General features: G+C 63.7%; 16 protein-coding genes. 8 read left to right on the top strand and 8 right to left on the bottom strand.

What is annotated here, in order from left to right:
• Positions 1-175 precede the first annotated feature (175 nt).
• A complete protein-coding gene (locus XI02_RS35310; protein ID WP_172647077.1) occupies positions 176-1,702 on the top strand; it encodes an amidohydrolase family protein in 1,527 nt (508 codons plus the stop codon).
• A gap of 87 nt (positions 1,703-1,789) precedes the next feature.
• Here XI02_RS35310 and XI02_RS46085 read toward each other — a convergent pair whose 3' ends face one another.
• Genes XI02_RS46085 through XI02_RS35320 form a run of 3 tightly spaced genes read right to left on the bottom strand, consistent with a single transcriptional unit; the run spans position 1,790 to position 3,084 of the window.
• Entirely contained in the window at positions 1,790-1,990 is a 201-nt protein-coding gene (locus XI02_RS46085) for an enoyl-CoA hydratase-related protein (RefSeq protein WP_256438782.1), read from the bottom strand.
• Positions 1,942-2,514 carry an enoyl-CoA hydratase/isomerase family protein gene (locus XI02_RS35315; protein ID WP_256438783.1) on the bottom strand — a complete coding sequence of 191 codons (573 nt, stop codon included), beginning with the start codon at positions 2,512-2,514 and terminating at the stop codon, positions 1,942-1,944. Before XI02_RS35315 ends, XI02_RS46085 begins: the two co-directional genes overlap by 49 nt.
• Before the next feature lie 51 nt (positions 2,515-2,565).
• Positions 2,566-3,084 carry a cupin domain-containing protein gene (locus tag XI02_RS35320; protein ID WP_016846211.1) on the bottom strand — a complete coding sequence of 173 codons (519 nt, stop codon included), beginning with the start codon at positions 3,082-3,084 and terminating at the stop codon, positions 2,566-2,568.
• Positions 3,085-3,230: 146 nt separating this feature from the next.
• On the opposite strand from XI02_RS35320, the gene XI02_RS35325 reads away from it, so the two are divergent.
• Positions 3,231-3,434, top strand: coding sequence for a CsbD family protein (locus XI02_RS35325; protein WP_016846210.1), 204 nt, complete (start codon positions 3,231-3,233; stop codon positions 3,432-3,434).
• A gap of 57 nt (positions 3,435-3,491) precedes the next feature.
• On the opposite strand, the gene XI02_RS35330 is transcribed toward XI02_RS35325, so the two are convergent.
• The 3 genes from XI02_RS35330 to ggt all read right to left on the bottom strand — a co-directional run bounded on the left by XI02_RS35330 (position 3,492) and on the right by ggt (position 6,856).
• Positions 3,492-4,499, bottom strand: a complete 1,008-nt coding sequence (locus tag XI02_RS35330; RefSeq protein WP_172647076.1) for a D-2-hydroxyacid dehydrogenase family protein — start codon at positions 4,497-4,499, stop codon at positions 3,492-3,494.
• Positions 4,500-4,545: 46 nt separating this feature from the next.
• On the bottom strand, positions 4,546-5,004 hold the full coding sequence (locus XI02_RS35335; protein WP_172647075.1) for an FKBP-type peptidyl-prolyl cis-trans isomerase: 459 nt from the start codon (positions 5,002-5,004) through the stop codon (positions 4,546-4,548).
• A 265-nt stretch (positions 5,005-5,269) separates the two neighbouring features.
• A complete protein-coding gene (gene ggt / locus XI02_RS35340) occupies positions 5,270-6,856 on the bottom strand; it encodes a gamma-glutamyltransferase (protein WP_172647074.1) in 1,587 nt (528 codons plus the stop codon).
• Positions 6,857-7,037: 181 nt separating this feature from the next.
• Here ggt and XI02_RS35345 point away from each other — a divergent pair, with 181 nt between their 5' ends.
• Positions 7,038-7,829: a rhodanese-related sulfurtransferase gene (locus tag XI02_RS35345; protein WP_172647073.1), complete on the top strand. Its 792-nt coding sequence runs from the start codon at positions 7,038-7,040 to the stop codon at positions 7,827-7,829.
• Positions 7,822-8,037, top strand: coding sequence for a SlyX family protein (locus XI02_RS35350; RefSeq protein WP_057016935.1), 216 nt, complete (start codon positions 7,822-7,824; stop codon positions 8,035-8,037). Before XI02_RS35345 ends, XI02_RS35350 begins: the two co-directional genes overlap by 8 nt.
• Positions 8,038-8,066: 29 nt before the next feature.
• On the opposite strand, the gene XI02_RS35355 is transcribed toward XI02_RS35350, so the two are convergent.
• The gene (locus XI02_RS35355) at positions 8,067-8,954 is read right to left on the bottom strand and encodes a LysR family transcriptional regulator (protein WP_240536876.1); all 888 of its coding nucleotides are present in this window, start codon (positions 8,952-8,954) and stop codon (positions 8,067-8,069) included.
• Between the two features lie 380 nt (positions 8,955-9,334).
• Between XI02_RS35355 and XI02_RS35360 the strand changes: the two genes are divergently transcribed.
• From XI02_RS35360 to XI02_RS35370, 3 genes are read left to right on the top strand one after another with little or no spacing between them, the layout of a single operon-like run.
• The gene (locus XI02_RS35360; RefSeq protein ID WP_016846204.1) at positions 9,335-9,748 is read left to right on the top strand and encodes a TadE/TadG family type IV pilus assembly protein; all 414 of its coding nucleotides are present in this window, start codon (positions 9,335-9,337) and stop codon (positions 9,746-9,748) included.
• A 1-nt stretch (position 9,749) separates the two neighbouring features.
• Positions 9,750-11,408: a pilus assembly protein TadG-related protein gene (locus tag XI02_RS35365; protein WP_172647072.1), complete on the top strand. Its 1,659-nt coding sequence runs from the start codon at positions 9,750-9,752 to the stop codon at positions 11,406-11,408.
• 27 nt (positions 11,409-11,435) lie between these two features.
• Positions 11,436-11,723, top strand: a complete 288-nt coding sequence (locus XI02_RS35370) for a PilZ domain-containing protein (RefSeq protein WP_244981037.1) — start codon at positions 11,436-11,438, stop codon at positions 11,721-11,723.
• Between the two features lie 123 nt (positions 11,724-11,846).
• Here XI02_RS35370 and XI02_RS35375 read toward each other — a convergent pair whose 3' ends face one another.
• Positions 11,847-12,032, bottom strand: a complete 186-nt coding sequence (locus XI02_RS35375) for a hypothetical protein (RefSeq protein ID WP_016846201.1) — start codon at positions 12,030-12,032, stop codon at positions 11,847-11,849.
• Between the two features lie 122 nt (positions 12,033-12,154).
• On the opposite strand from XI02_RS35375, the gene hemE reads away from it, so the two are divergent.
• The gene (gene hemE / locus XI02_RS35380) at positions 12,155-13,201 is read left to right on the top strand and encodes a uroporphyrinogen decarboxylase (RefSeq protein WP_172647071.1); all 1,047 of its coding nucleotides are present in this window, start codon (positions 12,155-12,157) and stop codon (positions 13,199-13,201) included.
• Positions 13,202-13,236: the final 35 nt, after the last annotated feature.

Consider the following 13,236-nt stretch of genomic DNA (forward strand, 5'->3'; position numbering starts at 1 on the left):
TCGAGCATAGCAGCGCGCATGTTCGGTTGCGCAACGGGCGCATCTCGCGTCCGCCAATCCGATGCACGATTTTGTGAACGCGGTTTCCGGCAAACGGCGCGGACGACAGACGGACTTGGTCCTAGTCTCCGCCGCGATCCGACCGGAAAAATCCGGCGAGAAGCGGGAGCGAAGAATGAGCAGCAATCTCACCGACGAAGAACTTGCCGCCTTGATGCCCTCCGAACTGTGCCGGCACCAGACACCGATCCCGACCCAGATCGTCTCCAGCGACGAATTCTATCCCGACCCGCAGAACGAACGTCAACGCGAGGTCGAGGCGCGGCTGCTCGCGATGGCCGACGATCTCGGCGCCAAGCAGGGCCTCGATCGCCGCAGATTCTTCCAGACCGCGGCCGGCATGGCCGCCTCCTTCGTCGCGATGAACCAGGTTTACGGGGAGCTGTTCGCAGTGACGCCGGCGGAGGCCGCGACATCGGCGATGGCGCAGGAGCGCGCCAACTCCCTGAAAGACCAGTTCATCATGGACATGCACACGCATTTCCTGCGCGACGACACCCGCATCATGGGTTTTGTGGAAATGCGCAGGGCGGTCGGCAAGGCCGGCTGGAACAAGGAGCTCAACGATCACGAGCAGACCATCGAGGATCTGAAGTTCAACAACTACAAGAAAGAGATGTTTCTCGATTCCGACACCAAGATCGCGCTGATCTCCTCGGCGCCGTCGGATATCGAGCAGGACTGGTTCCTGACCAACGCGCAGATGGCCGACGCGCGCAAGAAAATGAACGACGAGGCCGGCTCGCGGCGCGTGTTCTGCCACGCCATCTTCACGCCCGGGCAGCCCGGCTGGCTCGACAAGCTCGACGCCGCATTGGCGCTGAAGCCGGAATCCTGCAAGGGCTACACGATCGGCGACAACACCCACAAGGAGATCAGCCGCTACCCCTGGCGGCTGGACGACGAGAAGGTCGCCTACAAGGGTTATGAGAAGATGGTGAAGGCGGGCATCAAGAATGTCTGCGTCCACAAGGGACTGTTTCCGCCCGGGATCGAGAAGCAGTATCCGAACCTGCGCGGCTTCGCCGACGTTGCCGATGTCGGCCAAGCCGCCAAGGACTGGCCGCAGCTCAACTTCATCATCTACCATTCGGCCTATCGCCATGTCGGCGGCGATCCGAAGGTCGCGCTCGCCGAGTTCGAGCGAACCGGGCGCATCGCCTGGACCTCGGATCTCGCCGACATCCCGGCGCAGTATGGCGTCAACAACGTCTATGGCGACGTCGGGCAATTGTTTGCGACCACACTGGTCGCCGAGCCCAATGTCTGCGCCGCACTGATGGGCACCCTGATCAAGGGCCTCGGCGTCGACCACGTCTGCTGGGGTACCGATGCGCTGTGGACCGGCGCGCCGCAATGGCAGATCGAGGGCCTGCGGCGGCTGGAAATCCCGGAGACGATGCAGAAGAAGTTCGGCTATGCACCGCTCGGCCCCGCCGACGGGCCGGTCAAGACGGCGATCTTCGGCGACAACAACGCCCGGCTCTACAACATCCAGCCGAAGCGCGCGATGCTCGACCTCAAGGGCGATCGCTTTGCGATGATGAAGGCGCAGTATGAGAAGGCCGGCGTAGAGCCGTCGAACACGCGCTACGGCTATGTGGTGCCGAGCGGGGCGATCGATCACCGGGTGTTTGCTTGAGTCCGTCGTTCCGGGGCGACGCGTAAGCGTCGAACCCGGAACCTCGAGATTCCGGGTTCTCGCTTCGCGAGCCCCGGAATGACTGCGTCACTTCCCCGTAAACCTCGGCTTCCGCTTCTCGCTGAATGCCTTCACGCCCTCCTTGAGATCCTCGCTGTCCTTGACCTCGTCGAGCAACCGCCGCACGTCAGCCACCGTTTCCAGCGGCCCCTTCGGCATAGCTTCACGGGCCAACTTCTTCAGCGCGCGAACCACCAGCGGCGCATTGCCGGCGATCTTCGCGGCCATCTCCTGCGCCAGCGCGAGGTGCTGACCTTGTTGACGAAGCCGATCTGGAAGGCACGCTCCGCCGACATTTCCTCACCGACCAACAGAAACTCCATCGCGATCTTGTGCGGCATCCGCGCCATCACCGACGAGACGCCGCCCGCGGTGGTGCCGATCTTTCCCTCCGGGTAGATGAAACGCGTCGTCTCCGACGCCACGCATAGATCGGCCATCTGGACCAGCACAAAGGCGCCACCCACGACCCAGCCGGACGTCGCCGCGATGACCGGCTTGTCGAGCTCGACGCCGAGGCCGGGCACCGCGTGCCACATATTGACGGGAAGATCGGCTACATCGGCACCGACGGAAAAATACTTCTCCTCCGCGGAGGCCAGCACCGCGACGCGATCCTCGCTGTCGCGGAAGCGCTGCCAGGCATCGCGCAATTCGCTGCACAGCGCGTTGTTGAGCGCGTTGTGCTTCTCGCGACGGTCCATCGTGATGGTCGCAACGTGGTCGGCGCTCTCGTAGCGAACGAGCGTCATGCTGGCCTCCCTGCTTTTGTTATTATGTTTCGTCGCGGCCAGGCCGCGACGTTATTTCTTCTCGTCGGGATGCCGGTGCACCGGGTCGACCCACAGCACGTTCTCCGGCTTCTCGACCGGCTCGATGTCGAGGTTGATCGCCACCGCCTCGCCGTCGGAGCGCACCAGCACGCATTCCAGCACTTCGTCGGGACTGGCGTTGATCTCCTGGTGCGGAACGTAGGGCGGCACGAAGATGAAATCGCCGGGACCGGCTTCGGCGGTGAATTGCAGCTTCTCGCCCCAGCGCATCCGCGCCTTGCCCTTCACGACATAGATGATGCTTTCGAGATGGCCGTGATGATGCGCGCCGGTCTTGGCGTCCGGCTTGATGCTGACGGTGCCTGCCCACAATTTCTGCGCGCCGACCCGGGCAAAATTGATCGCGGCCTTGCGGTCCATGCCGGCGGTCGACGGCACATTCGGATCGAGCTGGTTGCCGGGAATCACGCGGACGCCGTCGTGCTTCCAGCGCTCATCGTCGTGATGGTGATGATCGTGGGAATGGGTGTGATCGTGGGAACCGCTCATCGTTCTTGCTTTCGTTGGTCAGGTTTCGTGCGTGGAACGCTACCGAAAAGCGCTCCCGCAAGCGAGCGCAAAATCGGAACATCGCCAAATCGGAACATCGCCATGTTCCGGCGCGTTGCCTCAGCGTATTCCGAAGGAGTAATTTCATGGGTAGCACGACCGATAGGATCAAGGGCACGGCCAACGAGGCGATCGGCAGGTTCAAGCGGCGTCTTGGCAAGGTCACCGGCTCTCCGGCGATGCAGGGCAGAGGCGCGATCCTGGAAGCCAAGGGCAAGGGACAGAAGGCACTCGGCGGCATCAAGAGGATCGTCGGCAGGGTGACCGCAGCGGCTCACTGGCCTCGCTGAACGGGAGATGACACGGCCGCCCCATCGAGCCGGCCGTTCGAGCATGAGCGATGCTGGTCAGCCGCGCGGGCGCGGATGCGCCAGCACATCCGGATGTGTCAGCACATCCGGATTGACGACGTTGGTCGGCGTACCGGCCGCGTAAGCCAATATCTGATCGAAGATGTCGGTGAACTGGATCTCGTACTCGTCGCGCGAGACGTAGCCGAGATGCGGCGTGCAGACCACATTGTCCATGTTGAGCAGCGGGTCCGCCGTGTCGCGCAGCGGCTCCTTCTCGTAGACGTCGATCGCGGCCATCCCGGGCCGGCCGGCACGCAGCGCATTGACCAGCGCGCCGGGCTCGATCAGCGGCGCGCGGCTGGTGTTGACGATCAGCGCGGTCTGTTTCATCCGCGCGAGGTCTTCCGCCTTGACGATGCCGCGCGTCGCGTCCACCAGCCGCATATGCAGCGACAGCACGTCGCAGCGAGCAAAGAAATCCGCCTTGCTGGCCGCGGCCTCATAGCCGTCGGCGCGCGCCTTCGCCATCGCCGGCTCGCGCGCCCAGACCAGCACGTTCATGCCAAACGCCTTTCCATAGCCCGCGACCACCGCGCCGATGCGACCATAGCCACAGATGCCGAGCGTCTTGCCGCGCAGCGTATGACCGACGCCGATCTGCCACTTGCCCGCCTTCAGCGCCGCCATCTGTTGCGGGATCGCGCGCATCGCGGCGAGGATCATGCCCCAGGTGAACTCGGCAGTGGCGTAGGACGGCGTATTGGCATGCTGGCTCGACGACACGATGATGCCGAGCCGCGTGCAGGTGTCGATGTCGATATGCGGATAGACGCTGCGCTGGCTGATCAGCTTCAGCTTCGGCAGACGTTCGAGCAGCGGCGTGCGGATCTGGGTTCGCTCGCGGATCAGGACCAGCGCGTCGGTATCGCGCAGCCGGTCGGCGAGTGCATCGACGTCCTGGACGTGATCGTTCCAGATCTTGACGTCATACCCGTCGAGCTTGCGGTAGCAATCGAGGGTGCGCAGCGTGTCGAAATAATCGTCGAGGATCGAAATCTTCATCGCTGCGCCCTTGTTGTTGTGGGCCGGTTACCTGACGCCCATCAGCTTATTTGACGCCGAGCAGTTCGACGTCGAACATCAGCGTGGCGTTCGGCGGGATCACGCCGCCGGCGCCGCGCGCGCCGTAGCCGAGGTTCGGCGGGATGATCAGGGTGCGCTTGCCGCCCACCTTCATGCTGGCGACGCCCTCGTCCCACCCCTTGATCACGTGACCCTGGCCGATCGGAAACTCGAACGGCTCGTTGCGATCGACCGAGGAGTCGAATTTCTTGCCCTTCTGGCCGTTCTCGTAGAGCCAGCCGGTGTAGTGCATGACGCAGGTCTGGCCGGTCTTCGGCGAGGCGCCGGTGCCGACCTTGCTGTCGATGATCTGAAGGCCTGAAGCTGTGGTCATGGGCTTTCCTGCAGTTTGGGCCGTTGCCGTCCCGTTGACAACGGACGTGGAGACTGCCGCCGCAAGGCCGGCGAACGCAGTCTTGATGATCGTGCGTCGGGAAGATCGCATCTTGCACCTCTCGTGAAGGACGGCCGTCTCTAGCCCAGCGAGGGCCAATTCCCTAGCCATTTTTCAGTGACCGGCCATGCCGCCGTCGCGGTCCAGCGCAAAATCGTCAAGCAATGGCGACGACGCGCCTGCGATCAGATCACCGATCAGTTGCGCCGCCAGAATATGAGTAGGTGGTGCCGCTGACGGGCTTCCGCGGGGCAGGACTAGCACCATCCCCGCGACAACACCTTGTTTCCGCCGGGCCCCTGATCGTCCGCGACAATCAGTAGCCGAGCGCGCAGCCGTCCTTGCGCGGGTCGGAGCCGCCGGTCAGCGTCCCCTTGTCCCAATCGATCCAGATACCCTGCCCGCCGCCGAGCGGCGCGACCACGCTGGTGGTCTTGTGACCGATCTTCTTCAGGCCTTCGACGATCTCCGCCGGCACGCTGTCCTCGAGCTGGTAGACGCCTTCGTAGTGCAGGCCGCGCGGCATATCGATGGCTTCCTGAATGTCGCAGCCATAGTCGAGCATGTTGGTCAGCACACGGGTCTGGCCGACCGGCTGGTACTGACCGCCCATCACGCCGTACGGCATCAGCGCACGGCCGTTCCTGGTGGCCAGCGCCGGGATGATGGTGTGCAGCGGACGCTTGCCCGGTGCGATGCAATTCGGATGTCCGGGCTGGATGCGGAAGCCGCCGGCGCGGTTCTGCAGCAGGACGCCGGTCTTGTTGGAGACGATCGCCGAGCCGAACGAATGCGCGATCGAATTGATGAACGAGCAGACGTTGCGATCCTTGTCGACCACCGTGATGTAGACCGTCGACGGGTTCATCGGCGGCGCAACGTTCGGCAGTTCGAGCAGCCGGTCCATCCGGATATTCTTGATGTGCTCTTCGGCGAATTCCCTGGCGAGGATGCCGGCAACGTCGACATGCACGTGCTGGGGATCGCCGATATGCTGCTCGCGCATCATGTAGGCGATGCGTGCCGCCTCGGCCTCGAGGTGGAAGCGCTCGATGCTGAGCGGCTTGAACTTGGTCAGGTCGAAGCGCGACAGGATGTTGAGCATGACCAGCATGGTGATGCCGGGGCCGTTCGGGGGGCACTGCCAGACATCGTAGCCCTTGTACATCGTGCCGATCGGCGAGGTCGCCTCGGTCGAATGCGCGGCGAAGTCCTCGAGCGTGTGCAGGCCGCCGATGCCGCGCAGCGTGTCGACCATATCGGCGGCGATTTCGCCGCTATAGAAGGCGTCGCGGCCCTTTTGCGCGATCGCGCGCAGCGTCTTGCCGAGCTCGGGCTGGCGGATCACGTCGCCGGCAACCGCGGGCTTGCCGTGCGGCAAAAGATAGCGCTCCGTGTTCGTGCCGTTCTTTAGCTTCTCGAAGCCGTTCTTCCAGTCGAAAGCGATACGCGGAGCGACCACGTAGCCCTCTTCGGCGGCCTTGATCGCCGGCTGCAGCAGCCGGTCGAAGCCGAACTTGCCGTGGTCCTTCAGGATCACGTCCCAGGCATCGACCGCGCCGGGAATGCTGACCGCATGTGCCGAGGTCAGCGGCACCGAATGGATCTTGCGCTCGAGATACCAGTCGGCGGTCGCCGCCATCGGCGCCCGGCCGCTGCCGTTATAGGCGGTAATCTTGCCTTCCCCCCTCGGCTGGATCAGCGCGAAGCAGTCGCCGCCGATGCCGGTCGATTGCGGCTCGATGACGCCGAGCAGCGCGCAGGCTGCAACCGCCGCGTCGGCGGCCGTGCCGCCCTCGCGCATCACCTCGATGGCCGCGAGCGCCGCCTCCGGATGCGACGTCGCCACCATCGCGTTCTGGGCGTGAACCGTGGAACGGCCGGCGAAATGGAAATTCCTCATAACGGAGTGCTCGCTTGATCGTGATGGTCTGATGCGGCTGCGGCGGATGATGCCAAGGGAGTACAAAGTACATGGCACACTCATCCCCGGCTGAGCAATGCCTGGCATGCCAGGGGAATTATCCCGACAATGCATGGCTTTGCGGGTTTCGCCGGCCTGGCCGGCCTGATAAACCCCGGCGATGCGCTTCAAGGTTGCCGCCTTCTACCAATTCGCCGCGCTGCCCGACTTCCGCGCGCTGCGCGAGCCGCTGCGCGCGTTCTGCGCCGGGCTCGATCTCAAGGGCAGTGTGCTGCTCGCCCATGAGGGCATCAACGGCACGATTGCCGGCACCGACCAGAGCATCGACGACTTCGTTGCGGAGCTCAGGCGCGGGCCGCTGTTCGGCGGCCGCCTCGACAATCTCGAGCTGAAGTTCTCCGAAGCCGCGCAAATGCCATTCCAGCGGCTCAAGGTGCGGCTGAAGAAGGAGATCGTCACGCTCGGCGACACCACGGTCGATCCGACGCGGCTGGTCGGCACCTATGTCGATGCCGCCGACTGGAACGAGTTGATCGCCGCGCCTGACATCATGGTGCTCGATACCCGCAACGCGTTCGAGGTCGCGATGGGCACGTTCGAAGGCGCGGTGGATCCCAGGATCGCGAGCTTTGGACAATTCAAGGAATTTACGGCGCGAAACCTCGATCCGACGAAGCACCGCAGGATTGCGATGTTCTGCACCGGCGGCATCCGCTGCGAGAAGGCCAGCGCCTATCTGCTCGCGCAGGGTTTTGCCGAGGTCTATCACCTCAAGGGCGGCATCCTGAAATATCTCGAAGAAACGCCGCAGCAGGACAGCCGCTGGCGCGGCGACTGCTTTGTGTTCGACGAGCGTGTCGCGCTCGGTCACGGCCTGCGCGAGCGCGCGGGAGCGCGTTCGAGCGGCGTGGAGCGCGCGGATGCCCCCTGCGAGGCTGCCGTCCATGAATGACACGGCCAAGCTGAGCGAGCGGATCGATGCACTGGAGGTCCGCCTGACCTATCAGGACGAAACCATCGAGACGCTGAACCAGACCATCACGGCACAATGGAAGCAGATCGACGCGCTGACGCGCCAGATCGCCGAGTTGCGCGACCGGCTTCAGGAGGCCGAACGCCAGGCGCCCGGCCCCGCCAACGAGCGCCCACCGCACTATTGATCGGCGCCGCCGGACCGCGGCAGCACCGGCTACATGTTGCTCACCTGACGCATCGGCTTCGTGCCGCTGAAGAACAGGCTGGACAACCGCTGCACCATCGCCGTGGCGCGGCTTCCTTCGAGACCAGGGCGAATGCACAGCAGGCGCTTCTGCATCGGAAGCTCCGGAAGATAATAGTCCTTCGCGGAAATCAGCGAGGACGGGATCATCCGCTCGGGGCACGCCGTCAGGCCGTATCCGGCCCGTGCGGCTTCCAGACGCAGCTGATGGTTCGGGCTCCTGAACACGATCTTGTACGTGATGTTGTGCTTGGTGAGCGTCCGGATCATCCAGTCGTCACCCGGCCAGGCCAGGATCGGGATCGGGGCGCCCGGCCGCAGCACAAAATCACGAGATCGCACCCACACCGACCGCTCGGCAGCCTCGGCGGCGATCGTCACCTCGTCTTCGTTCTCCTGCGAAGGGTTGCTGTAGACGAACGCGATGTCGATGTAGCCGTCGATCAATCCCCTGATGACGACCGGTGACATGTCGGCGTGAAGCAAAACGTCGGCGAGTGCATCGGACGGATGCAGCTTCAGGAATTCCTCGGCGAGCATCGTGCTGATTCCCAGCCGCAACGGCTGGGGTCCTTCATGATTGCCGCCGAGCCGAAGCAGTTGATCGTTGGCTTCGAGGATGCGCCTCGCCTGCTGCACAGCGACCTTGCCGAGCTCTGTGGTCGTGGTGCCGTTTGCGGTTCTGACGAAGAGTGCGCCACCAATCAGGCTTTGCAGGCGCTTGACCTGCGAACTGATCGCCGGCTGGCTGAGGCCGAGACGCTCCCCGGCTTTCGACAGGCTGCCTGTCTCCGCGATCGCAACGACGGTGCGAACGATTTCAGTAGGAATATTCAAATGTTGACGCGGTCTATGCATCGCGAGCACTCCAATCTCAGCACGGGACGCAATTCCAATCTCCACAGTATGTGATCAGGCTATACTAACATTTGGTTGCACTTTCGTTTAGCTACAATTACCGCCAAGGCACTGATATTGCAGGCCATATGTATTGTTACGTGCATTGCTCCGCATATCACGGTATTCAACAACTGCATCTCCACACGCTGCAGCAGCTCAACCGCACCACACCCCGGGTTTTTGCGGATATCGCATCAAATATTCTGATCGCCCCATAACGTTTCACTGACTCGATAAGTCTGAATTGGCGCCGCTGATTCGCGAAAGCGTTTTCATAGTTTTCCTTAATCAAAGCCTCGCAACGTGACGTCGTAGTTGGCGTTTCGAGGTGTGTTGCAATGACCAGTTTTTTTCGCTGCCGAAGCGGTGCGTCTGCCGTCGAATTCGCGCTGATGCTGCCGCTGTTTCTTGCCTTCATTTTCGGCATCATCGTCTTCGGCTCGTATCTCGCCATGGTGCATGGCGTTCAGCAACTCGCCGCCGAAGCGGCGCGGTCATCCATCGCAGGAATGACCGACACCGAACGCAACAGCCTCGCGACGAACTACGTCACCGCCAACGCGTCGACCTATCCGTTGCTCGTTGCCGCCAATCTCACGGTCAATGCCGCGCCGTCTCCATCGAATGCCAACGTCTACGTCGTGACGGTCAACTACAACGCGGCCGGCAACTTCATCTACAAGCTGCCCTTCGTCCCCGCGCCGGCGAGCACCATCGTCCGCTCCGCGGCGATTCAGTACGGGGGATTCTAGGATGAGAGGCGTCCTCACGCTGATGCGGCGCTTTGGCGCCGACGAACGAGGAAATTTCGCGATGATCAGCGCCGGCCTGATGACGCTCCTGATCGGGTGCGCCGGGCTTGCAATCGATCTCGGCACCATCTTCGCCGACCGGCGCAAGACGCAGAGCACCGCCGATCTCGCCGCGATCGTCGCCGCCGCCAACCTGAACAATCCGGTCAACGCCGCCACCGCGACCGTGACGCAGAACAAGTACCCGGCCAGCGCGCTGGTCAAGGTCGAGACAGGAACCTACACCGCAAACAGCGCCATCGCGCCGCAGGCCCGTTTCGTGACCCCGGCGGTCGGCACTCCCAACGCCGCGCGGGTCACGCTGAACACCCAGACCCCGCTCTACTTCGCGCGGTACCTCACCGGCGCGAGCAGCTTCACCATCAAGACAACCGCCACCGCGACATCGACCGAAATGGCTTCGTTCGCGATCGGCTCGAGGCTGCTCTCGGTCAACGGCGGCGCGCTCAATGCGCTGCTCGGCTCGATGCTCGGCACCACGCTGTCGCTCTCGGTAATGGACTACAATGCGCTGATCAGCGCGAAGATCGACGCACTGGACTTCCTGTCGGCACTGGCGACCAGGGTCAACCTGACCGGCGTCACCTATAGCGACCTGCTGAGCAGCAACATCAAGGTCGGCGACATCGTCGCGTCCGCGCTGACCACACAGCAGATCACCAACGGCGCCAACGCGGCGACCACCGCGCTGTCGACGATCTCCCAGGCCGTCACCGGCTCCACCACCAAGATTTCGCCGGGCACGCTGGTCGACCTCGGTCCCTTTGCCAATCTCACGGTGGGGCAGAAACCCAAGGTCGGCGCCAGTGTTTCGGTGTTCGACCTGATTTCCACGGTGGCGCAGATCGCCAACGGCAACCATCAGATCGCAACCTCGGTCAACCTCGGCCTGCCGGGCATCGCCAATGTCTCCGTGCTCATGACCATCGGTGAACGGCCGGTCGGCTCGAGCTGGATCGCGATCGGCACCCAGGGCGTGAGCGTCCACACCGCTCAGACCAGGATCCTGGCAACCATCAACGTTCTCGGCTCCGGCAGCATCGCGTCGATCAATCTCCCGGTCTATGTCGAGGTCGCCTCGGGGACCGCGACGCTCAACGCGGTATCCTGCGGCCATCCGAACATCAACACCTCGCAGGTGACGGTCGGCGTGACGCCGGGGATCGTGGATGCATGGATCGGCAACGTCACGGTCGCCGACATGACCAATTTCACGACCAAACCCAATCCGCCGCCGGCGACACTGGTCACTCTGCTGGGGATCACGATCACGGGCCTGGCCCATGCCGGCATGGGCAACACCACGCCGACCAATGTCAATTTCAGCTACAGCGATATCCAGGCAGGGACCAAGAAGACGGTGACGACGACCAACTTCCTTTCGTCGCTGACAGGAAGCCTGCTCGGCGACCTCTCGATCAACATCGCCGGCATTCCGCTTCCCGGATTGGGCGCGCTCGTCATGAGCATCCTGAACGGCGTGACGAGTTCAGTCGATCAGGTGCTGGCGTCGCTGCTCGCGACGCTCGGCATCGGGCTCGGCCAGGTCGACGTTTGGGTGCTGGGCATCCGCTGCGACGGCGCCGTGCTGGTGAACTAGAGGACCGGTCGGGAATAGGACACTGCCGTGAGCACAACAATAAGATACAAGACCGACAGCCAACGAACGATCCTGTTGAAGCGCGGGACGATCTTCTTCCGCAACACCAGTGTCGGATGTCTTGTGCTCAACATCTCGACCGGCGGCGCGGGGCTCGCCGTGGAAAGCGACGTCACAATCCCGTTCGCATTCGACCTCGAGATCGAGAGCGAACCGATCCGGCGGCACTGCATCGTGGCCTGGCGCCTGGAGCGGCGGCTCGGCGTGACCTTCGAATCTGACAGGATGCAGCGCCCCGCAAGCGGCCCCGTCTAGTTATCCCGGCAATCAGGCTACGCGGACGGGCTCGGTCGCTCCGAGCCACCGCTCCGCGGCGAATAGGTCGCCGCATGTTGAACTCAGTTGGCATTGTGGTTAGCAGCCGCTGGGATATACTGGCTAATTGTCCCGATTGCCGTCGTGCTTCGACGGCGCGGGCTGCGTGGCGCTGACCGGATCGGAGGCCGGGAAGGTATCCTCGAGCCCCTCCTTCAGCCGGGAGCGAGCCTTGCGGTCGGCGGCCTGCGCTTCATGCGGCTTCTCGGCATGCTTGTCGTGCGGGGCAGGATCGAATTTGTCGGCCATGTCGTCCCTCCATTCCGGGGACAACGCGGCCACGCAAAGAGGGGTTCCAGAACCGCCTTGGCCCATTGCGCTGCAGCGTGTATCAGGGGCGCAAATTTTGATCGTGATCAGGAACCATCCGCGTGCCCCAGGATCCCACCAAGAAGCCGCTCATCGACGTGCTGTCGGGCCACCGGCAGGCCGTGCCGCCGCTCTGGATGATGCGCCAGGCCGGCCGCTATCTGCCGGAATATCGCGAGCTGCGCGCCAAGGCCGGCGGCTTCCTCGATCTCTGCTTCACGCCCGAATTCGCCGCCGAGATCACGCTGCAGCCGATCCGCCGGTTCAACTTCGACGCCGCGATCATCTTCTCCGACATCCTGGTGATCCCCTACGCGCTCGGCCGCTCGGTGCGCTTCGAGGCCGGCGAAGGGCCGCGGCTCGATCCGCTGGCAACGCCCGGCGAGATCGCGACGCTCTCGACCCACGCCAATTTCGACCAGCTCGAGCCGGTTTTTGAAGCATTGCGCCGCGTCCGTCGCGAACTCGCCCCCGAGATCGCGCTGATCGGCTTCTGCGGCGCGCCGTGGACGGTCGCGACCTACATGGTGGCCGGACAGGGCACGCCGGACCAGGCACCGGCGCGGATGCTCGCCTACCGCCATCCGGACGCCTTCGCCAAGATCATCGACGTGCTGGTCGAGAACTCGATCCATTATCTGGTCGGCCAGTTGAAGGCCGGCGCCGACTGCCTGCAGATCTTCGACACCTGGGCCGGCGTGCTGCCGCCGCGCGAGTTCGCCCGCTGGTCGATCGAGCCGACCCGGCGCATCGTGGCCGGCGTGCGCAAGCAGGTCCCCGATGCCAGGATCATCGGCTTCCCGCGCGGCGCGGCAGGCATGCTGCCGGCCTATGTCGAGCAAACCGGCGTCGATGCGGTCTCGATCGATTGGGCCACCGAGCCGTCAATGATCCGCGAGCGCGTGCAGAACCGCGTCGCGGTGCAGGGCAATCTCGATCCGCTGGCCCTGATTGCCGGCGGCACCGCGCTCGACCGCGCGGTGGACGATGTGCTGGAGAACCTTGGCAAGGGGCGGCTGATCTTCAACCTGGGCCACGGCATCCTCCCCGAAACGCCGATCGCCCATGTCGAGCAGATGGTCGCGCGGGTGCGCGCGTATAAGGGCTGAGGTAGCCCGAGTTACGGACGTATCACCGTCACCCT

It is taken from the genome of Bradyrhizobium sp. CCBAU 21365 (assembly GCF_015291305.1).
Classification (GTDB): Bacteria; Pseudomonadota; Alphaproteobacteria; order Rhizobiales; family Xanthobacteraceae; genus Bradyrhizobium; species Bradyrhizobium elkanii.